This window comes from Streptomyces sp. NPDC001532 (assembly GCF_040298625.1).
Taxonomy (GTDB): Bacteria; Actinomycetota; Actinomycetes; order Streptomycetales; family Streptomycetaceae; genus Streptomyces.
In genome coordinates, this window is record NZ_JBEPAL010000008.1 from 113681 (window position 1) to 133271 (window position 19591).

General features: G+C 72.9%; 16 protein-coding genes and 1 pseudogene. 10 read left to right on the forward strand and 7 right to left on the reverse strand.

The window, feature by feature from the left end; translation table 11 throughout:
• The first annotated feature begins 46 nt into the window (after positions 1-46).
• The 5 genes from pdhA (ABT232_RS10520) (at position 47) to ABT232_RS10540 (ending at position 6091) form a co-directional block, all read left to right on the forward strand.
• A complete protein-coding gene (gene pdhA / locus ABT232_RS10520) occupies positions 47-1183 on the forward strand; it encodes a pyruvate dehydrogenase (acetyl-transferring) E1 component subunit alpha (protein WP_351838693.1) in 1137 nt (378 codons plus the stop codon).
• Positions 1180-2184, forward strand: a complete 1005-nt coding sequence (locus tag ABT232_RS10525) for an alpha-ketoacid dehydrogenase subunit beta (RefSeq protein WP_351838696.1) — start codon at positions 1180-1182, stop codon at positions 2182-2184. Before pdhA (ABT232_RS10520) ends, ABT232_RS10525 begins: the two co-directional genes overlap by 4 nt.
• Positions 2184-3626: a dihydrolipoamide acetyltransferase family protein gene (locus tag ABT232_RS10530; protein ID WP_351838698.1), complete on the forward strand. Its 1443-nt coding sequence runs from the start codon at positions 2184-2186 to the stop codon at positions 3624-3626. Before ABT232_RS10525 ends, ABT232_RS10530 begins: the two co-directional genes overlap by 1 nt.
• Before the next feature lie 126 nt (positions 3627-3752).
• Complete coding sequence (locus ABT232_RS10535) at positions 3753-4637, forward strand: NTP transferase domain-containing protein (protein ID WP_351838700.1); 885 nt, start codon at positions 3753-3755, stop codon at positions 4635-4637.
• Entirely contained in the window at positions 4634-6091 is a 1458-nt protein-coding gene (locus ABT232_RS10540) for a molybdopterin molybdotransferase MoeA (protein WP_351838703.1), read from the forward strand. The genes ABT232_RS10535 and ABT232_RS10540 overlap by 4 nt, the downstream gene beginning before the upstream one ends.
• Positions 6092-6164: 73 nt before the next feature.
• Here the strand turns inward: ABT232_RS10540 and ABT232_RS10545 are convergent, their stop codons facing one another.
• Positions 6165-7280 (reverse strand): potassium channel family protein, encoded by a 1116-nt coding sequence (locus tag ABT232_RS10545; RefSeq protein ID WP_351838706.1) that lies wholly within the window; start codon positions 7278-7280, stop codon positions 6165-6167.
• A gap of 43 nt (positions 7281-7323) precedes the next feature.
• Between ABT232_RS10545 and ABT232_RS10550 the strand changes: the two are divergent.
• Positions 7324-8046 (forward strand): annotated as a pseudogene (locus tag ABT232_RS10550) (potassium channel family protein); the annotation flags it as partial.
• A gap of 128 nt (positions 8047-8174) precedes the next feature.
• Here the strand turns inward: ABT232_RS10550 and ABT232_RS10555 are convergent.
• Both ABT232_RS10555 and ABT232_RS10560 read right to left on the reverse strand, forming a co-directional pair.
• Positions 8175-9023, reverse strand: coding sequence for an ABC transporter permease (locus tag ABT232_RS10555; RefSeq protein ID WP_351838708.1), 849 nt, complete (start codon positions 9021-9023; stop codon positions 8175-8177).
• Positions 9020-10018 (reverse strand): ATP-binding cassette domain-containing protein, encoded by a 999-nt coding sequence (locus ABT232_RS10560; protein ID WP_351838711.1) that lies wholly within the window; start codon positions 10016-10018, stop codon positions 9020-9022. The genes ABT232_RS10555 and ABT232_RS10560 overlap by 4 nt, the downstream gene beginning before the upstream one ends.
• A 149-nt stretch (positions 10019-10167) precedes the next feature.
• Between ABT232_RS10560 and ABT232_RS10565 the strand changes: the two genes are divergently transcribed.
• Positions 10168-11148 carry an NAD(P)H-quinone oxidoreductase gene (locus ABT232_RS10565; RefSeq protein WP_351838713.1) on the forward strand — a complete coding sequence of 327 codons (981 nt, stop codon included), beginning with the start codon at positions 10168-10170 and terminating at the stop codon, positions 11146-11148.
• Between the two features lie 36 nt (positions 11149-11184).
• On the opposite strand, the gene ABT232_RS10570 is transcribed toward ABT232_RS10565, so the two are convergent.
• The gene (locus tag ABT232_RS10570; RefSeq protein WP_351838715.1) at positions 11185-11847 is read right to left on the reverse strand and encodes a hypothetical protein; all 663 of its coding nucleotides are present in this window, start codon (positions 11845-11847) and stop codon (positions 11185-11187) included.
• Between the two features lie 106 nt (positions 11848-11953).
• Between ABT232_RS10570 and ABT232_RS10575 the strand changes: the two genes are divergently transcribed.
• Positions 11954-12499 (forward strand): bacterial proteasome activator family protein, encoded by a 546-nt coding sequence (locus ABT232_RS10575; RefSeq protein WP_351838717.1) that lies wholly within the window; start codon positions 11954-11956, stop codon positions 12497-12499.
• Positions 12500-12562: 63 nt separating this feature from the next.
• Here the strand turns inward: ABT232_RS10575 and ABT232_RS10580 are convergent, their stop codons facing one another.
• The gene (locus tag ABT232_RS10580; RefSeq protein WP_351838720.1) at positions 12563-14200 is read right to left on the reverse strand and encodes a protein kinase domain-containing protein; all 1638 of its coding nucleotides are present in this window, start codon (positions 14198-14200) and stop codon (positions 12563-12565) included.
• 359 nt (positions 14201-14559) lie between these two features.
• On the opposite strand from ABT232_RS10580, the gene ABT232_RS10585 reads away from it, so the two are divergent.
• Positions 14560-16149 (forward strand): protein kinase domain-containing protein, encoded by a 1590-nt coding sequence (locus tag ABT232_RS10585; RefSeq protein ID WP_351838723.1) that lies wholly within the window; start codon positions 14560-14562, stop codon positions 16147-16149.
• A 49-nt stretch (positions 16150-16198) separates the two neighbouring features.
• On the opposite strand, the gene ABT232_RS10590 is transcribed toward ABT232_RS10585, so the two are convergent.
• Together ABT232_RS10590 and ABT232_RS10595 are read right to left on the reverse strand one after the other, a co-directional pair.
• The gene (locus ABT232_RS10590; protein WP_351838725.1) at positions 16199-17215 is read right to left on the reverse strand and encodes a phosphotransferase; all 1017 of its coding nucleotides are present in this window, start codon (positions 17213-17215) and stop codon (positions 16199-16201) included.
• Positions 17216-17399: 184 nt separating this feature from the next.
• Positions 17400-18059, reverse strand: a complete 660-nt coding sequence (locus tag ABT232_RS10595) for a response regulator (RefSeq protein WP_351838728.1) — start codon at positions 18057-18059, stop codon at positions 17400-17402.
• 322 nt (positions 18060-18381) lie between these two features.
• On the opposite strand from ABT232_RS10595, the gene pdhA (ABT232_RS10600) reads away from it, so the two are divergent.
• Positions 18382-19590: a pyruvate dehydrogenase (acetyl-transferring) E1 component subunit alpha gene (gene pdhA / locus ABT232_RS10600; protein WP_351838731.1), complete on the forward strand. Its 1209-nt coding sequence runs from the start codon at positions 18382-18384 to the stop codon at positions 19588-19590.
• Position 19591 lies beyond the last annotated feature (1 nt).

Sequence of the window (19591 nt, forward strand, 5' to 3'; positions counted from 1 at the left end):
ACAGATGCCGCGCCTCTCCAAGCCACTCCCACGAGGAGGTGCCGTCATGACGGTCATGGAGCAGCGGAGCGCGTACCGGCCCACACCGCCGCCCGCCTGGCAGCCCCGTACCGACCCCGCGCCGCTGCTGCCCGACGCGGAGCCGTACCGCGTCCTCGGCACCGAGGCGGCGGCCAAGGCCGACCCCGAGCTGCTGCGCACGCTCTACGCCCAGCTGATCCGCGGCCGCCGCTACAACACGCAGGCCACCGCCCTCACCAAGCAGGGCCGCCTCGCCGTGTACCCGTCCAGCACCGGTCAGGAGGCCTGCGAGGTCGCCGCCGCACTGGCCCTGGAGGAGCGCGACTGGCTCTTCCCCAGCTACCGCGACACCCTCGCGGTCGTCGCCCGCGGCGTGGACCCCGTCGAGGCCCTGACCCTGCTGCGCGGCGACTGGCACACCGGCTACGACCCCTACGAGCACCGTGTGGCCCCGCTGAGCACCCCGCTCGCCACCCAGCTGCCGCACGCCGTCGGCCTCGCCCACGCCGCCCGCCTCAAGGGCGACGACGTGGTCGCGCTGGCGATGGTCGGCGACGGCGGCACCAGCGAGGGCGACTTCCACGAGGCGCTGAACTTCGCCGCCGTCTGGCAGGCCCCCGTCGTCTTCCTGGTGCAGAACAACGGCTTCGCGATCTCCGTCCCGCTCGACAAGCAGACCGCCGCCCCGTCCCTGGCCCACAAGGCCGTCGGATACGGCATGCCGGGCCGCCTGGTCGACGGCAACGACGCGGCCGCCGTGCACGAGGTGCTGACCGACGCCGTACGGCACGCGCGGGCCGGCGGCGGACCGACGCTCGTCGAGGCGGTCACCTACCGCGTCGAGGCCCACACCAACGCCGACGACGCCACCCGCTACCGCACCGACGCCGAGGTCGAGACCTGGCGCGACCACGACCCGATCCAGCTGCTGGAGCGCGAGCTGACCGGCCGCGGACTGCTCGACGAGGACGCCATGCGGACCGCGCGGGAGGACGCCGAGGCCATGGCCGCCGACCTGCGCGCCCGGATGAACCAGGACGCCACGCTCGACCCGATGGACCTGTTCGCCCACGTCTACGCCGAGCCCACCCCGCAACTGCGCGAGCAGCAGGCCCAGCTGCGGGCGGAGCTGGCGGCCGGGCAGGAAGGGACCCACCGATGACCACCGTCGCCGTCAAGCCGGCCACCATGGCGCAGGCCCTCACCCGCGCGCTGCGCGACGCCATGGCCGCCGACCCGGACGTCCACGTCCTCGGTGAGGACGTCGGCACGCTCGGCGGTGTCTTCCGGGTCACCGACGGCCTCGCCAAGGAGTTCGGCGAGGACCGCTGCACCGACACCCCGCTCGCCGAGGCCGGCATCCTCGGCACCGCCGTCGGCATGGCGATGTACGGGCTGCGGCCCGTCGTGGAGATGCAGTTCGACGCCTTCGCCTACCCGGCGTTCGAACAGCTGATCAGCCATGTCTCGCGGATGCGCAACCGCACCCGCGGCAAGATGCCGCTGCCCCTCACCATCCGCGTCCCCTACGGCGGCGGCATCGGCGGCGTCGAGCACCACAGCGACTCCTCCGAGGCGTACTACATGGCGACCCCGGGGCTCCATGTCGTCACGCCCGCCACCGTCGCCGACGCCTACGGCCTGCTGCGCGCCGCCATCGCCTCCGACGACCCGGTCGTCTTCCTGGAGCCCAAGCGGCTGTACTGGTCGAAGGACTCCTGGAACCCGGAGCAGCCGCAGCACGTTGAACCGATCGGCCGCGCGGTGGTGCGGCGCTCCGGCCGGAGCGCCACGCTGATCACGTACGGGCCGTCGGTACCCGTGTGCCTCGAAGCCGCCGAGGCCGCGCGGGCCGAGGGGTGGGACCTCGAAGTCGTCGACCTGCGCACCCTGGTGCCGTTCGACGACGAGACGGTCTGCGCCTCGGTGCGGCGGACCGGGCGAGCGGTCGTCGTCCATGAGTCGGGCGGGTTCGGCGGGCCGGGCGGAGAGATCGCCTCCCGGGTCACCGAGCGCTGCTTCCACCACCTGGAGGCGCCGGTGCTGCGCGTGGCCGGATTCGACATCCCCTATCCGCCGCCCATGCTGGAGCGGCATCATTTGCCCGGCGTCGACCGGATCCTGGACGCCGTGGCGCGTCTGCAATGGGAGGCCGAGAGCTGATGGCACAGGTGCTGGAGTTCAAGCTCCCCGACCTCGGCGAGGGACTCACCGAGGCGGAGATCGTGCGCTGGCTGGTGCAGGTCGGCGATGTCGTCGCCGTCGACCAGCCGGTCGTCGAGGTCGAGACGGCCAAGGCGATGGTCGAGGTCCCCTGCCCCTACGGCGGTGTGGTCACCGCCCGCTTCGGCGAGGAGGGCACCGAGCTGCCCGTCGGGGCGCCGCTGATCACCGTCGCGGTCGGCGCACCCGCCTCCGACACCCAGGACGCGGACACCCCGGCCGCCGCCCCGGCCGAGCGCACCGGCCCGCGGGCGGGCACGAGCGAGGGCTCCGGCAACGTCCTCGTGGGCTACGGCACGGGCGCGCCCCCGGCCCGCCGCCCCCGCGTCCGGCCGCAGCCGCCGGTGACCGGCACACCCGCGGCGGCACCCGAGCCCGTACCGGCCGCACCCGCCCACGGCACCCCCGTCACCTCCGGGGCGGCCCCCGCCGCGGGCGACCGCGTCAACGGCGACGGCCCGATCCCGGTGATCTCCCCGCTCGTGCGCCGGCTCGCCCGCGAGAACGGACTGGACCTGCGGGAGATGACCGGCTCCGGCCCCGACGGGCTGATCCTGCGCGCGGACGTGGAGTACGCGCTGCGCGCCGCCGCCGTACAGGGCCGGACGGCCGCGCCGCAGACGACCGGGCAGCCCGCCCGCGTGGTCCCGCAGCCGCCCGCCGCGGCCCCCGCCTCCTCCGCCGCCCTCGGCGGTGGCACCCGCGTCCCGCTCAAGGGGGTGCGCGGCGCCGTCGCCGACAAGCTCTCCCGCAGCCGCCGCGAGATCCCGGACGCCACCTGCTGGGTGGACGCCGACGCGACCGAGCTGATGCGGGCGCGGACCGCGATGAACGCGGCCGGCGCACCGAAGATCTCCCTGCTCGCCCTGCTGGCCCGGATCTGCACCGCCGCGCTCGCCCGGTTCCCGGAGCTGAACTCCACCGTCGACCTGGCGGCCCGCGAGGTCGTCCAGCTCGACCACGTCCACCTGGGCTTCGCCGCCCAGACCGAACGAGGGCTGGTCGTCCCCGTCGTCCGGGACGCGCACGCCCGCGACGCCGAGGGCCTGACCGCCGAGTTCGCCCGGCTGACCGAGGCCGCCCGCGCGGGCACGCTGACGCCCGGTGAACTCACCGGCGGCACCTTCACGCTGAACAACTACGGCGTGTTCGGCGTCGACGGCTCCACGCCGATCGTCAACCACCCCGAGGCCGCCATGCTCGGCGTCGGCCGCATCATCCCCAAGCCCTGGGTGCACGAGGGCGAGCTGGCCGTCCGCCAGGTCGTGCAGCTCTCGCTCACCTTCGACCATCGCGTCTGCGACGGCGGCACCGCCGGCGGCTTCCTGCGCTACGTCGCCGACTGCGTCGAACAGCCGGCGGTGCTGCTGCGCACCCTGTGACGGGCCCACACCGCCACCGGCACCACCCACCGCCACGGTGACCGGCCCCGCCGCCCGCCCCGCCACCCCTGTCCACATGCTGTGCGCAGGGGTGGCAACGATCTTCCCGGCGCTCATACTCGGGGAATGACCTCGTACGAGCCCGCCGCCGCGTACGACGCCGTCGTGCTCGCCGGCGGAGCCGCGCGGCGCCTGGGCGGCGCCGACAAGCCCGCAGTGCGGGTGGGCGGCCGGGCGCTGCTCGACCGCGTCCTCGCCGCCTGCGCCGGCGCCCGAGCCACCGTCGTCGTCGCCGACCCCCGCCCCACCGCGCGGCCGGTGAACTGGGCGCGCGAGGAGCCGCCCGGCGCGGGCCCGCTCGCCGCCCTCGACGCGGGGCTGCGGCACACCACCGCCGAGCAGGTCGTCCTGCTCTCCGCGGACCTGCCGTTCCTCGGCGAGGACACCCTGGGGCGGCTGCGCGCCGCCCTGGCCACGGGCGGCGCCGAGGGCGCGCTGCTCACCGACGCCGACGGCCGCGACCAGCCGCTCGTCGCCGCCTACCGCACCGCCGCGCTGCGCCGCGAGCTGTCCGCGCTCACCGCCGAGCACGGCACACTCACCGGCCTGCCGCTGCGCCGGCTGACCGGCGCGCTCGACCTCGTCCGCGTCCCGGACCCCGTCGCCTCCATCGACTGCGACACCTGGGACGACATCGCCGCCGCAAGGGCACGCATCAGGGAGCATGGGCACGTGTTGGATGAATGGATCTCCGCAGTCAAGGACGAGCTGGGCATCGACCTCGACGTCGACACCGGCCTTCTGCTCGACCTGGCCCGCGACGCCGCCCACGGCGTGGCGCGTCCCGCGGCCCCGCTGACCACCTTCCTGGTCGGCTACGCCGCCGCCCGCGCCGAGGGCGGCCCCGAGGCCGTCGCCGAAGCCTCCCGCAAGGCCGCGGCCCTGGCCCTGCGCTGGGCGGACGAGGAAGCCGCCGACGCCACGCCCGAGCCTGGCCCGGACGCCGGATGACCGCCCCCGGCACCCGGGCCGGCGAGGAAGCCGACGACCTCGACGTCGAGGAGGCACTGGCCCTCGTGAACGGACCCCACGCCCGCACCCCCGGCGACCGCGTCCCCGCACCGCCGGCCCGCGCCGAGACCGCCCCCGAGACCGCCCCCGAGGGCGGCCGATCCGAGGGCGGCGGACGGCAGGGCGGCGGACCGCAGGACGGCGCGCCCGCCGCCAAGACGGACACCCATCACCGCGCCACCCCCTGGCCGGAGGCCCGCGCGATCGCCGGCCGGGCGGGCCGGACCAGCGCCCGGCACCCGCACGACCCGTCCGGCGCCGGCCGTCGTGCGTCCGCCGCCCTGCCCCTGGACGCGGCGCTCGGCCTGGTCCTCGCCGCCCCCCTGGCCGCCCTGACCGACCTGCCCTCCTTCGACACCTCGGCCATGGACGGCTGGGCCGTCGCCGGGCCCGGCCCCTGGGCCCTGCGCGAGGACGGAGTGCTGGCCGGACAGGGGCACACCGGCCGGCTCACCGACGGCGAGGCGGTCCGCATCGCCACCGGCGCCCGCATCCCGCAGGACACCACGGCCGTCCTGCGCAGCGAACACGGCATCACGGACGACAAGAACCGGCTCCACCCCACCCGCGACCTCGGGCACGGCCAGGACATCCGCCCGCGCGGCCAGGAGTGCCGCAGCGGCGACCAGCTGCTGCCGGCCGGGACACGCGTCACGCCCGCCGTCCTCGGACTGGCCGCGGCGGCCGGATACGACACCCTCCCGGTGCTCCCCCGCCCCCGCGTCGAGGTCCTGATCCTCGGCGACGAACTGCTCACCACGGGCCTGCCGCACGACGGGCTGATCCGGGACGCCCTCGGCCCGATGCTGCCGCCCTGGCTGCGGGCGCTCGGCGCCGAGGTGACCTCGGTCCGGCGGCTCGGCGACGACGCCGACGCGCTGCACCGGGCGATCACCGGCAGCGAGGCCGACCTCGTCGTCACCACCGGCGGCACCGCCGCGGGCCCCGTCGACCATGTCCACCCCACCCTGCGCGGGATCGGCGCGGAGCTGCTGGTCGACGGCGTCAAGGTGCGCCCGGGACACCCGATGCTGCTCGCCCGCACCGGCGAGCGGCAGCACCTCGTCGGCCTGCCCGGCAACCCGCTCGCCGCCGTCTCCGGCCTGCTCACCCTCGCCGAGCCGCTGCTGCGGGCGCTGGCCGGTCATCCGGCCCCACAGCGATACGCGCTGCCGCTCAAGGACGGGGCGCACGGGCACCCGTACGACACCCGCCTGGTCCCCGTCACCCTGCGCGGCGACCGGGCCGTGCCGCTGCACTACAACGGTCCGGCCATGCTGCGGGGTGTCGCGGCGGCCGACGCGCTGGCCGTCGTGCCGCCTGGCGGGGCCGAGCCCGGGCAGGAGACGGAGATCCTGGACCTGCCGTGGGCGACGGCCGGAAGCGGTGCGTGAGCGACGCCTGCGCGCGTGTTTCACGTGAAACACGCGCCGCGCACCCCTCGGCCTAGCCGCCGCGCGGGCGGCCCTACTCCACCGCCTCCGTCACCGGCCGGCTGACCGTGATCACCCGATCGCCTTCTCGCAGCTCCGTGCGCCAGCCGACGGCGTAGTCCAGTCGCCTGCGGTCGCGCAGGACCGCCAGGACCAGGTCGGCGCATTCGCGAGGGGTGCGGCCGACCTCCTCCGGGGTGACCTTCCGCTCGATCAGGTCCAGGCCGCTGCCGAGGGTCATCAGATCCTCCAGGGCCCGGGCCGCTGGCGGGCTGGCCATGAAGGTGCCGAGCAGCCGGCCGGCGGAGCTGGAGCTGGTCACCACGGTGTCCGCGCCGCTGTGCTTGAGCAGAGGCACGTTCTCGTCCTCACGGACGGCCGCGACGATGGTGGCGCGCCGGTTCAGCTGGCGGGCGGTGAGCGTGATCAGCGTGGCCGTCTCGTCACGTTGTGGGGCGACGATCACCTGCGAGGCGCGGTGCAGCTCGGCCTTGAGCAGGGTCTCGGAGGCCGTGGCGTCCCCGGTGATGGTCACCAGGCCGTCGTCGGCGGCCGCCGTCGTCGCCTTGGACTGGGCGTCCACGACGACGATCCGGTCCTTGGCGATGCCCTGCCCCACCAGCGTCTGCACGGCATGGCGGCCCTTGGTGCCGTAGCCGATGAGCACGATGTGGTCCCGGGTGCGGGAGCGCCAGCGGTGGATGCGGACCTGCTGGCGGGTGCGCTCGGTGAGGACTTCCAGGGTGGTGCCGACCAGGATGATCAGGAACAGCACGCGCAGCGGGGTGATGACGAAGATGTTGATCAGCCGGGCCCCGGTGCTCACGGGCGTGATGTCTCCGTACCCGGTGGTGGAGAGGGTGACGGTGGCGTAGTACGCCGCGTCCACGAGGTCCACCGACCCGTCGGAGTTGTCGTTGTAGCCCCTGCGGTCGAGATAGACGATCAGGATGGTGACGAGCAGCACCATCAACGCCATGAACAGGCGCTTGAGGACCTGCTGGAGCGGCGGTACGGCGCTCTGCGTGGGCATGGTGATGGAGCGGCCGGCCTCCGCGTCGTCACGGGCCTCCTTGCGCGAGCGGTACCAGAGGGATCTCAGCAGAGACACTCCCGTCCGCTGCGCGTGCGGCTTTTCGTCGCCCTTCATCGTGTGCCCCCTGTGACGCTGATCCGTACTGTCGGCACCATGGTTGCCGACGCACACGCGTCCGTCACAACGCACACGCTGGAGGCCTGTCTTGCGGGACCACACCGTCGTCGTCGGCTTCGGTACGAAAGGACGGTCGGCGATCCGCGCCGTCTGCGCCACCGGGCTGCGCAAGGAGCGGGTCGTCGTGGTCGATCCCAGCGGCAAGGCGATCGAGGCCGCGACGGCCGAGGGATACGCGGGCGTGGTCGGGGACGCGACCCGCAGCGAGGTGCTGAGGCGGGCCGAGGTGCAGCGGGCGGGCCAGATCATCATCGCCACCCAGCGCGACGACACGGCCGTCCTGGTGGCGCTGACGGCCCGGCAGCTCAACGCCGGCGCGAAGATCGTGGCCGCCGTCCGCGAGGAGGAGAACGCGCCGTTGCTGAAGCAGTCCGGGGCGGACGAGGTGATCACCAGCGCCGGGGCGGCCGGCCGGCTGCTCGGGCTGTCCGTGCTCAGTCCGGCGGCGGGCCGGGTGATGGAGGACCTGATCCGGCAGGACAGCGGCCTGGACGTCGTCGAACGGCCGGTGACCCGCGCCGAGGTGGGTCTCAGCCCCCGGGAGACGGAGGACCTGGTGGTGAGCGTCGTCCGCGGGCACCGGATGCTCGGCTACGACGACCCGGCCGTCGGGACGCTGGAGCTGACGGACCGGGTGATCACCATCGTGCAGGCCGCCGAACCGGAGGAACGGCCCGCCCTGCCCCACGGCTTGCAGCACTGACGGCGCCGCCGCACCGACGTCAGCGCCGCTCCGACGGCGCCGCCGCACCGACGGCGCCGCCGCACCGGAAGCCGCACGGCACCGACGTCAGCGCCGCACGGCACCGACGTCGTCGGCCGCTCGTGCCTCTACTTCCGGTTGTACAGCCGCATCGTGACCGGACCGAAGACCAGCACGAACAGGGCCGCCCACCCCAGGGTCCAGGCGATCTCGGCGGCCGGCCAGTCACCCGCCATCAGACCCCGTACCGCCGAGGCCAGATGGGTGACCGGGCTGTTGTTGACGAACGCCTGGAGCCAGCCGGGCATGGTGCTCGGGTCGACGAAGACGTTGGACAGGAAGGTCAGCGGGAAGATCACCATCATGCTGACGCCCATCACCGACTTCTCGGTGCGCAGCAGCAGCCCGAACATCGTCCAGATCCACGAGAACGAGAACGAGAAGACGATCAGCAGCGCGATCCCGGCGATCACGCCGCCCACCCCGCCGTCCGCGCGGTAGCCGAGGATCATGCCGACGGTGAGCATCACGACCGACGCGATGGAGTAGCGCAGGGCGTCGCCGAGGAGATAGCCGACCATCGTCGACGGCCGCCAGATGGGCAGCGACCGGAACCGGTCGAAGACGCCCTTCTCGATGTCGGTGTTGACCGAGACACCGGTGTACATCGTGATCATCACCACCGACATCACCAGGATGCCCGGCAGCAGGAACTGGATGTACTCCTTCGGCGACCCGGCCAGCGCCCCGCCGAACAGGTACGTGTACATCAGCACCATCATGATCGGGAAGGCGGTGACGTCGAACAGCTGCTCAGGAACGTGCTTGATCTTCAGTACGGCCCGCCAGCCGAACGTCAGCGACGCCGACCAGGCGCTCGGCCGCGGCGGACGTTCCTTGGCGACGAGCAGTTCGGCCAGCGACTCGGCGCTGACGGGGGCGAGTTCCTTGGTCTCCGTGGTCGCCGTGGTGCTCATGCCGCCACCTCGTCCTTCGGGGCCTGGGTGTCGTGTCCGGTCAGGGCGAGGAACACCTCGTCCAGGCTGGGCTGGCCCAGCGAGAAGTTGTCGACGGTGATTCCGGCGCGGGCCAGCTCGCCGAGCGCCCGCGCGGCCTCCTCGGCCGCGGTGTCGTCGCTCGCCGCCCTGCCGAGCCGGGCGGTCAGCGCCACCGGGTCGGGCTCCTCCTGGATCCGCGCGTCCAGGGTCCGGCGCAGCACGTCCGCGGCGAGCGGCCGCTGCTCGGCGTCCCGCAGCCGCAGATGGACCGACCCGGCCCCGACCGACGCCTTCAGCTCGCCCTTCGTGCCCTCGGCGATCACCTTGCCGCGGTCGATGACGGCGATCCGGGACGCCAGCTGGTCCGCCTCGTCCAGATACTGCGTGGTCAGCAGCACGGTGGTGCCCTGCGCGACGACCGCGCGGACGATCTCCCACACCTGGTTGCGGCTGCGCGGGTCGAGACCGGTGGTCGGCTCGTCGAGGAACAGCAGGTCCGGGGTGTTCAGGATGGACGCGGCGATGTCGATCCGGCGCCGCATACCGCCGGAGTACTGCTTGACCTGCTTTCCGGCCGCCTCGCTCAGCCCGAACGCCGCGAGCAGCTGCGCGGCGCGCTCCCGGGCCGCCTTCTTGCCGTGCCCGAGCAGCCGGCCCAGCAGGACCAGGTTCTCGGTGCCGGTCAGGTCCTCGTCCACCGACGCGTACTGCCCGGTGAGGCTCACCCGGCCGCGCACCTTGTCGGCCTCGTGGACCACGTCGTGGCCGAAGACATGGGCCTCGCCGCCGTCCGGCCGCAGCAGCGTGGCGAGCATCTTGACCGTGGTCGTCTTACCTGCGCCGTTCGGGCCGAGGACGCCGTAGACCGTGCCGGTCGGGACGGCGAGGTCCACGCCGTCCACCGCCCTGGTCTCGCCGAACGTCTTCACCAGGCCCGCGGTCTCGATGGCCAGGCCGGCGGTGTGCTGGCTCATGGTGGGGTTGTCCTTCCGCGTACGGGGGTGACGCAGGGGAAGACCTCCACGGTCGCGCAAACTCATCGGTCGCGCACACGGGTTTCCCCGCGGATCCGCCCAATGGCCCAGGCCCCTCCGCCCCGGGGCCGAGGAGTAGCGTCGCTCCCATGTATGCGATCACGATTCCCGAACCCGGCGGTCCCGAGGCGCTGACCTGGTCCGAGGTGCCGGATCCGAAGCCCGGCGAGGGCGAGGTCCTCATCGAGGTGGCGGCCGGTGCCGTCAATCGCGCCGATCTCCTCCAGCGGCAGGGCCACTACGCGCCGCCGCCCGGCGCCTCTCCCTACCCCGGCCTGGAGTGCTCCGGACGGATCGCCGCGCTCGGCTCCGGTGTCGGCGGCTGGTCCGTGGGCGACGAGGTGTGCGCGCTGCTCTCCGGCGGCGGCTACGCCGAGCAGGTCGTCGTCCCGGCCGGCCAGCTGCTGCCGGTGCCCAAGGGCCTGAGCCTCGTCCAGGCCGCCGCGCTGCCCGAGGTGACCTGCACGGTCTGGTCGAACGTGTTCATGGTCGCCCACCTGCGTCCGGGCGAGACCCTGCTCGTGCACGGCGGCTCCAGCGGCATCGGCACCATGGCCATCCAGCTCGCCAAGGCCGTCGGCGCCCGCGTCGCCGTCACCGCCGGCACCCGGGAGAAGCTGGACCGCTGCGCCGAGCTGGGCGCCGACATCCTGATCAACTACCGGGAGCAGGACTTCGTCGCCGAGATCGAGGCGGCCACGGGCGGCAAGGGCGCCGACGTCATCCTCGACAACATGGGCGCCAAGTACCTCGACCGCAACGTCAGGGCGCTCGCCGTGAACGGCCGGCTCGCGATCATCGGCATGCAGGGCGGCGTCAAGGGTGAGCTGAACATCGGCGCCCTGCTCGCCAAGCGCGCCGCGATCAGCGCGACCTCGCTGCGGGCCCGGCCGCCGGCCGAGAAGACCACCATCGTGGCGGCCGTACGCGAGCACGTGTGGCCGCTGCTGGACGCCGGGCACGTGCGGCCCGTCGTCGACCGCGAGCTGCCGATGAGCGACGCCGCCGCCGCGCACCGGCTGCTGGAGGAGAGCAGCCACATCGGGAAGGTCCTGCTGGTCACGGAGTGAGCCGGGGCCGTCGGCCCTGATAGCGAGCCGGGGCCGTCAGACCTGGTCGCGTCGCACCCGCAGCCCGACGAAGGCGAGCCCGAGCCCCAGCCCGATCAGCACCATCCCGGAGCCGAGCGGCAGGATCCGCAGCACGGGCTCGCCGGCCCGCTCCCCGTCCACCACAGCGGCCTCGGGCGGTACGGCGGTGGCCTCGTACGCCGGGGTCTCCTCGGCCTCCGGCTCCACCGGGGGCGGCACCGGCGGCCGGCTCGGCTCCACCGGCTCCTCCCTCCGTCCCGGCCGCTTCCGCCCCTCACCCGCCGGATTCCCGGCACGGCTGAGCGAGGGCGAGGGCGACTTCGCCGAGGGCGAGCGGCCGACGGGCGTCGCGACGACGGCGTACCCGGGGGCGGGGGCGTACGTGGACATGGGCCGGAACGTGGAGCCGGGGGTGTAGGGGGACACGGGCCGGAACGTCGATCCGGGGACGTACGCCGGTGCGGGTCCGGACGTCGCGACGGCCTCGCCCGGCGCCACCGGCCCGCGCGTCGCCGCCACGCCGTACGGGAAGGAGGCGTACGGAGAGGAGCCGTACGGAGGGGAGCCGTACGAGGAGGAGCCGTAGCTCGGTACGGCCCCGTACGACGCACCACCACCCGGCAGGACCAGTACCGCTCCCAGTCCCGCCGCGCTCAGTGCCCGCAGCCATGGAGTCACGCGGTCAGCGTCACATCTCCGGCAGACCATGGCATTCCGGATACCGCCAGGCGGTTGGCGGGACCGGGCAAACCGGTGAGCGTCACCGGTGGGAGAGAATGGCCGCATGGAGACGCCGAGGAACGATAGGTCGCCGGAGAACCCCCAGCGGATCCTGGTCGTGGGCCAGGACGGCATGGCGCTCAGCGGCGGCGGTGGGGACGAGGAACCCCATGAGACCCCGTTGACCGACCAGGTCGAGCAGCCGGCCAAGGTGATGCGGATCGGCAGCATGATCAAGCAGCTGCTGGAGGAGGTCCGGGCGGCACCTCTGGACGAGGCCAGCCGGGTCCGGCTCAAGGAGATCCACGCCAGCTCCGTGAAGGAGCTGGAGGACGGTCTGGCCCCGGAGCTGGTCGAGGAGCTGGAGCGGCTCTCCCTGCCGTTCACCCATGACGCGACCCCGTCCGACGCCGAACTCAGGATCGCGCAGGCCCAGTTGGTGGGCTGGCTGGAAGGCCTCTTCCACGGGATCCAGACGACGCTGTTCGCCCAGCAGATGGCCGCGCGGGCCCAGCTGGAGCAGATGCGCCGCGCCCTCCCGCCCGGCGTCGGCGGCGACGGCCACGACGACCCCCGCGCGGGCGGCCGTCAGGGCGGCCCGTACCTGTAGACCACCTGGAGCGTACGCACGAAGAAGGCCCGGCACGAGCCGGGCCTTCTTCCATGAGGTCTCTCAGGACGCCGGATTGCCGGTCGAGACGTAGAGCTGGACCTCGACGTCCTCCGTCGGGTCGACATCCGTCCCCGCGGCCGGGAACTGGTTCATGACGGTGCCGTCGCCGTAGGTGTTCTCGTCCTGGTCCTTGATGTCCAGCTGCCAGCCCGCGGCCTGCAGGCACGCCTTGACCGACGTGATGTTCTTGAACTGGAAGTCGGGCATCCTGATCTTGTCAGGGTCGTTGTAGGCCTCTTCGGGCTCCGTGCACTCGGTCTCGTCGATCACCCGAGAGGTGTCCGGACCCCGGTACCCCGGCTTCTTGGAGTCCGAGGCCGACGCCGACGGGCTCGCGCCGCCGCCCTTGCCCTGCTCCTCGCCGTCGCCGCCGCTCAGGGTCAGCGCCGCGATCAGTCCGCCGACCGCCAGCACGGCGACCACGGCGGAGCCGAGCAGCACCGCCTTGTTGCTCCTGCGGCCGCCCGAGGAGGACGGCGCCGGGGGCTGCGGGGAGAGGTTGTAGGCGGGCGTCTGCGGATTCGGGTACGGCGTCGGCGTCTGGTAGCCGCCCTGCTGCGGATAGCCGTACGACGGCTGGGGCTGCGGCGGCGGGGTCGGGTTGCCGTACGGGTTCGGGGCCGGCGACGGCTGGTACGGCGTCTGCACGCCGCTCACCGGCGGCGAGGTGGTCTGGCCGACCGGCGGGAACACCGCGGAGCCGACGCCGGCGCCGCTCTGCGTCGGGGTGCCGGGCACGATGCTCGGCGGGGCCGGCTGGAAGGAGGCCGCCACCCGCAGGCACTCGTCCCGCATCGACTCGGCGGTCGGGAAACGCTCGTTCGGGTTCTTCTTCAGCGCGCGGGCGACCAGCGCGTCCACGGCCGGCGGCAGGGAGCGGTTGATGGAGGACGGCGCGACCGGCTCCTCCTGCACATGCGCGTACGCGATCGCCAGCGGCGAGTCCGCCTCGAACGGCAGCCGGCCGGTGACCAGTTGGAACAGCATGATGCCGACCGAGTACAGGTCGGAACGGGCGTCCACGCCGCGGCCCAGGGCCTGCTCGGGGGAGAGGTACTGCGGGGTGCCGACGACCATGCCGGTCTGCGTCATCGAGGTCACGCCGGACTGCATGGCGCGCGCGATGCCGAAGTCCATGACCTTGATGACGTTGCGCTTCGTCACCATCACGTTGCCCGGCTTGATGTCCCGGTGGACCAGCCCCATCTCGTGGCTGATCTCCAGGGCCGCCAGCACGTCCGCGGTGACCTTGAGCGCCCGGTCGGCGGGCATCGCGCCGGCCTGGCGGATGTCCTCCTCCAGCACCGAGCCCAGCGGGCGGCCCTCGACGTACTCCATGACGATGTACGGCGTCGTCATGCCGTCGACGTCGTCCTCGCCGGTGTCGAAGACCGAGACGATGTTGGTGTGGGTGAGCTTCGCCACCGCCTGGGCCTCGCGGCGGAACCGCTCGCGGAAGGCCGGCTCGCGCCCCAGCTCGGTGTGCAGTGTCTTGATCGCGACCTGACGGTCCAGCACGGCGTCGTAGGCGAGATGGACGGAGGCCATGCCGCCCTGACCCAGCAGATCACGCAGCTGATAGCGGCCGCCGGCGAGCGCGCGCCCCGCGTACCGGTCCTGTGCGCCGTCCTGGCTCATCTCTCTGTGTCCCCCATAGGCACCGGCGACAGCGGCAACTGTTGTCGTGGAAGTTGCTGGTGTGCTGTTGATCGAAAGTGTTATTCCCGGCCAAGTCTGCCCGAGGGCACTGACACGTCAAGCTCGGTGCCCGTTCCGTGACCGTACGCGAAAGAAGCGTCGCGGAAGCGTTACAGCGGCCGTACTCCCGGTACACAGGATTTGCACGACCGCGCGGGCGCACGGTTTCATGGCCGGTCCGTCTCGTGCCGGTCGCGGCGCCCGTCCCGGACCGGTGGCTTGCGCGGAGGCTGTAGCGTGGCCGACGGAGACCGTAACAACACCGCGCGCACCGCGGGCAGAAACGACGGCGAGGACTGATGGCACAGCAGCAGCGCGCTCAGGGCCCGTCCGACCCCGAGGCGACTGGCGGCGGAATGTCAGATGCGCCCGAGACGTGGGGTAATGGCGGGCTGGTAGGCGACGGCCGGTATCGGCTGACCCGCCGGCTCGGCCGCGGCGGCATGGCCGAGGTGTTCGCGGCCGAGGACGTACGGCTCGGCCGTACCGTGGCGGTCAAGCTGCTGCGCGCCGATCTCGCCGAGGACCCGGTGTCCAAGGCCCGCTTCACGCGCGAGGCCCAGTCCGTGGCCGGCCTCAACCATCACTCGATCGTCGCCGTGTACGACTCCGGCGAGGACTTCGTCAACGGCCAGTCCGTGCCGTACATCGTGATGGAGATCGTCGAGGGACGGACCATCCGCGACCTGCTGCACAACGCCGAGGCGCCGGGCCCCGAGCAGGCCCTGATCATCGTCTCCGGGGTGCTGGAGGCGCTGGCCTACTCGCACCAGCACGGCATCGTGCACCGTGACATCAAGCCGGCCAACGTCATCATCACGCACAACGGCGCGGTGAAGGTGATGGACTTCGGCATCGCCCGCGCCCTGCACGGCGCGTCCACCACGATGACGCAGACCGGCATGGTCATGGGCACGCCGCAGTACCTCTCCCCGGAGCAGGCGCTCGGCAAGGCCGTCGACCACCGCTCCGACCTGTACGCCACCGGCTGCCTGCTCTACGAACTCCTCGCGCTGCGCCCGCCGTTCGTCGGCGAGACGCCGCTGTCGGTGGTCTACCAGCACGTCCAGGACATCCCGACGCCGCCGTCCGAGGTCTCCGACGGGGCCCCGCCGGAGCTGGACGGCCTCGTCATGCGCTCGCTCGCCAAGGAGCCCGACGACCGCTTCCAGACCGCCGAGGAGATGCGCGGGCTGGTCCAGTACGGCCTTCAGATGCTGTACGAGCAGGGCAGCCACACCGGCACCTGGAACACCGGCCCGGTCGACGCGCACGAGGGCCGGCACACCCCCGTCGGCGGTCTCGCGGGCACGGCCGTGCTGCCGCACCCGGACGCCTCCGGCACCACCCAGATCCCGCAGCAGGTGATGCCGAACTACGGCGGCGGGCGGGACGACGGCGGCTTCGAGGGGCACGGCAACCGGGGCAGCGGCCGCGGCAAGCTGTGGATCCTCGCCGTCCTCGCGGTGATCGCCATCGCGGCGGGCGTCGCGCTCGCGGTGAACGGCGACAACTCCAAGAACCCCGGCCCGGGCACCACGCAGTCCCCGACCGACACCAAGACCACCGACGACGAGACGGCCAGCGAGTCGCCGAGCGACGAGGCGACGGAGGAGTCCACCGACACCTCCACGGACGACGGCACCAGCAACGGCAACGACTGGGACTACTCGCCCACGCCGACCCCGTCGTACTCGCCGTCCCCCTCCTACAGCGAGCGCCCGACGGACCAGCCGACGGACACCGAGCCGACCGACACGGAGCCCACGGACACCGAGCCGACGGACACCGAGCCGACCGACACCGAGCCGACCGACACCGAGCCGACCGACGGCGGCGGCACGATCGAGGGCGTCACCAGCGGCGCCGACGGGGGCGGCGGCGTCTGACCCGCCCGCGCCCCCGCGCTCGCGCCTCCCGCGCTCCCCGCGCGGGGGCTCACTCCACGAACGCCGCGCACACCGCGTCGTACTCGCGCGTCCACCACACCGCGAGCGCCGACGCGGCCGGGAACTGGGGATCCGCGCGGGTGTCGCCGCGCTCGTAGTGCCAGCGCAGCATCCAGAAGTCGTTGAGGCGCTCCCACCACACCCGGTGCACGGCCGCCGCCAGCTCCGACGGCGTGGCCTGGCCCGCGCGCCGGTACGCGCGCGCGTAGGCCCGCACCTTCGGCAGGTCCAGGGTCCCCGCCGGCCGCACGAAGAAGATCGCGGCGGCCCGTACGGCCTCCTCCGCGCGGGGCTGTACGCCGAGCCGGTCCCAGTCGACGATCGCGGCCGGGGCGTCCCCGCGGTAGAGCACGTTGAACGGGTGGAAGTCGCCGTGCACCCAGCCCACCGAGCCGCCGCGCGGGGGCCGGCGGTCCGCGTGCCGCTCCAGCAGCGCGCGCCGCTCCAGCAGCCGGTGCCGGGCCAGCTCGTCGAAGGAGTCGGCGGGACGGTGCCGGCGCACGCGCGCGAGGAGGTCGTCGATGAGCACGAACGTGTCGGCCGGGTCGGCGCTCTCCACCGGGTGCGGGCTGGTCGCCGGGGGCGTGCGCCCCTTGGGCGGCATCACGCGCTCCAGGCTCGCGTGGACGGCGCCCAGGAGCGCCCCCAGCCGCGCGCACTGGCCGGCGGTGAGCTGGCCGCCGTGGCGGTGCCGGCCGTCGATCCACGGGTGCAGGGCGTAGGCGTGGCCGCCGACGACCGCGACCGTGCGCCCGTCCCGCCCGGCCAGCGGCGGCGCCACCGGGACGCCCAGGGCGGCCAGCCGCTGGGTGGCGCGGTGCCGGCGTTCGATGGCCGCGGGATCGGCGGTGTCGGGGTCGAAGTGGTGCTTGAGGAAATAGCGGCCGCGGGTGGTGCACAGCCGGTAGCCGCGGTTCAGCAGCCCCTGGTCGACCGGTTCGCAGGCGAGCGCGGAGCCCGCGGCGTACTGACGCAGAAGGGCGCTCAACGGGGGCGCGAGGGGCACGGGGGGTGGTACACAGCGGCGCGGCACGCGCCAGATGCTAGGGCACCGGACGAGGCTGTGAGCTGGGCGTTGTCACAGGAAGTCGTCGATGATCGCTTTCGGTCACAGGAGATCGTCCACGGTTTCCCGGAGACGTACCCGTCGCACCGCGCGGACGGGAAATGATCGGGAATTCTTGGGCCGCTCAGTCTTTCCCGGCCTGCATCCGCGCCACGTAAGCGGCCGCCTGGGAACGCCGTTGCATACCGAGTTTCGAGAGCAGACCGGAAACGTAATTCTTGATCGTCTTCTCCGCGTGATGGAGTTCCTCGCCGATCTGCCGGTTGGTCAGCCCCTCGCCGATCAGATCGAGGATCCGCCGCTCCTGGCCGGTCAGGTGGGCGAGCCGGTCGTCGCCCCGGCCGGCGCCGCCGTCCCGCAGCCGCTCCAGCACGCGCGCGGTGGCGACGGGGTCCAGCAGGGACTTGCCCGCGGCCACGTCACGGACGGCGGTCGGCAGCTCCGGGCCCCGGATGACCTTCAGGACATAGCCCGAGGCACCTGCCATGATCGCGTCGAACAGGGCCTCGTCGTCCGCGAAGGAGGTCAGCATCAGACAGGCGACACGCTCGTCGGCGGAGCGCACCTCACGGCAGACCTCGACGCCGCTGCCGTCCGGCAGCCGCACGTCGAGCACCGCCACATCCGGGCGGGTGGCGGGAATCCGGACCAGCGCGTCGGCGGCCGTACCGGCCTCTCCGACGACCTCGATGTCGTCCTCCACGGACAGCAGCTCATGGACCCCGCGGCGCACGATCTCATGGTCGTCCAGGAGAAATACTCTGATTTTTCCGTCTTCGCGCACGGGATCAGTGTCACACACCGGCTCTTCCCGTGACCTGGGTGAGCGGGATAACGTGCCGGTGTTCCGGCCCCCTGCAAGGCTGTGACCAGGGTTCCTTCCCGGCTTTTCGATTTACTTGGATTTCCAAGCAAAATCGCAGGTCAGGAGGTGTTTCACAGAAATGTGGAGCACTGGGTAACGTGATTCTTGCAGGGCGCTCGCCGGGGCACCTGTCACGCCTGTTCCCGGCCGAGTGGCACCCACCCCGTGCCCGGTGGTCGGAACAGGTGAGCCGCACTGGCCCACCGGCGAACCCGGGGGCCGGACCGACGGAGGAGCACACGTGAGCGTGGAGAGCACTGCCGCGCGCAAGCCGCGACGCAGCGCCGGAAGCAAGGCCGGCGCCACCGGCACCAAGCGCACCCCCAGCGCGAGCGCCAAGGGCACCGACCCTGAGCTCGTGCAGCTGCTGACGCCCGAGGGCAAGCGCGTCAAGAACGCCGAGTACGACAAGTACGTCGCCGGCATCACCCCCGAGGAGCTGCGCGGTCTCTACCGCGACATGGTGCTCACCCGGCGCTTCGACGCCGAGGCGACCTCCTTGCAGCGCCAGGGCGAGCTGGGCCTGTGGGCCTCGTTGCTCGGCCAGGAGGCCGCCCAGATCGGCTCCGGCCGTGCCACCCGCGAGGACGACTACGTCTTCCCGACCTACCGCGAGCACGGCGTCGCCTGGTGCCGCGGGGTCGACCCGACCAACCTGCTCGGCATGTTCCGCGGCGTGAACAACGGCGGCTGGGACCCGAACGGCAACAACTTCCACCTCTACACGATCGTCATCGGCTCGCAGACCCTGCACGCCACCGGCTACGCCATGGGCATCGCCAAGGACGGCGCCGACAGCGCGGTCATCGCCTACTTCGGCGACGGTGCCTCCAGCCAGGGCGACGTGGCCGAGTCGTTCACGTTCTCCGCGGTCTACAACGCCCCCGTGGTGTTCTTCTGCCAGAACAACCAGTGGGCGATCTCCGAGCCCACCGAGAAGCAGACCCGTGTGCCGCTCTACCAGCGCGCGCAGGGCTTCGGCTTCCCCGGTGTCCGCGTCGACGGCAACGACGTCCTCGCCTGCCTCGCGGTCACCCGGTGGGCCCTGGAGCGGGCCCGCAACGGCGAGGGCCCCACCCTCGTCGAGGCGTACACCTACCGGATGGGCGCCCACACCACCTCCGACGACCCCACCCGCTACCGCCACGACGACGAGCGGGTCGCCTGGGAGGCGAAGGACCCGATCCTGCGTCTGCGCCGGCACCTGGAGGCCTCGAACCACACGGACGAGGCATTCTTCGCGGAACTCGAGGCGGAGAGCGAGGCGCTGGGCAGACGAGTGCGCGAGGCGGTCCGCGCCATGCCGGACCCGGACCACTTCGCCATCTTCGAGAACGCGTACGCGGACGGGCACGCGCTCGTCGACGAGGAGCGAGCTCAGTTCGCCGCCTACCAGGCGTCGTTCGCCACGGAGTCTGACAGCGGCTTCGCCGCGGGTTCGGGGGTCTGAT

Bases quoted from the DNA above. Each gene is read 5' to 3' on its own strand.
- ABT232_RS10575 (WP_351838717.1), top strand. From the start codon at position 11,954: ATGGAGACGCCGAGGAACGATAGGTCGCCGGAGAACCCCCAGCGGATC.
- ABT232_RS10545 (WP_351838706.1), bottom strand. From the start codon at position 7,280: ATGAAGGGCGACGAAAAGCCGCACGCGCAGCGGACGGGAGTGTCTCTG.
- ABT232_RS10565 (WP_351838713.1), top strand. From the start codon at position 10,168: ATGTATGCGATCACGATTCCCGAACCCGGCGGTCCCGAGGCGCTGACC.
- ABT232_RS10525 (WP_351838696.1), top strand. From the start codon at position 1,180: ATGACCACCGTCGCCGTCAAGCCGGCCACCATGGCGCAGGCCCTCACC.
- ABT232_RS10580 (WP_351838720.1), bottom strand. From the start codon at position 14,200: ATGAGCCAGGACGGCGCACAGGACCGGTACGCGGGGCGCGCGCTCGCC.
- ABT232_RS10555 (WP_351838708.1), bottom strand. From the start codon at position 9,023: ATGAGCACCACGGCGACCACGGAGACCAAGGAACTCGCCCCCGTCAGC.
- ABT232_RS10540 (WP_351838703.1), top strand. From the start codon at position 4,634: ATGACCGCCCCCGGCACCCGGGCCGGCGAGGAAGCCGACGACCTCGAC.
- ABT232_RS10560 (WP_351838711.1), bottom strand. From the start codon at position 10,018: ATGAGCCAGCACACCGCCGGCCTGGCCATCGAGACCGCGGGCCTGGTG.
- ABT232_RS10585 (WP_351838723.1), top strand. From the start codon at position 14,560: ATGGCACAGCAGCAGCGCGCTCAGGGCCCGTCCGACCCCGAGGCGACT.
- ABT232_RS10530 (WP_351838698.1), top strand. From the start codon at position 2,184: ATGGCACAGGTGCTGGAGTTCAAGCTCCCCGACCTCGGCGAGGGACTC.
- pdhA (WP_351838693.1), top strand. From the start codon at position 47: ATGACGGTCATGGAGCAGCGGAGCGCGTACCGGCCCACACCGCCGCCC.
- ABT232_RS10535 (WP_351838700.1), top strand. From the start codon at position 3,753: ATGACCTCGTACGAGCCCGCCGCCGCGTACGACGCCGTCGTGCTCGCC.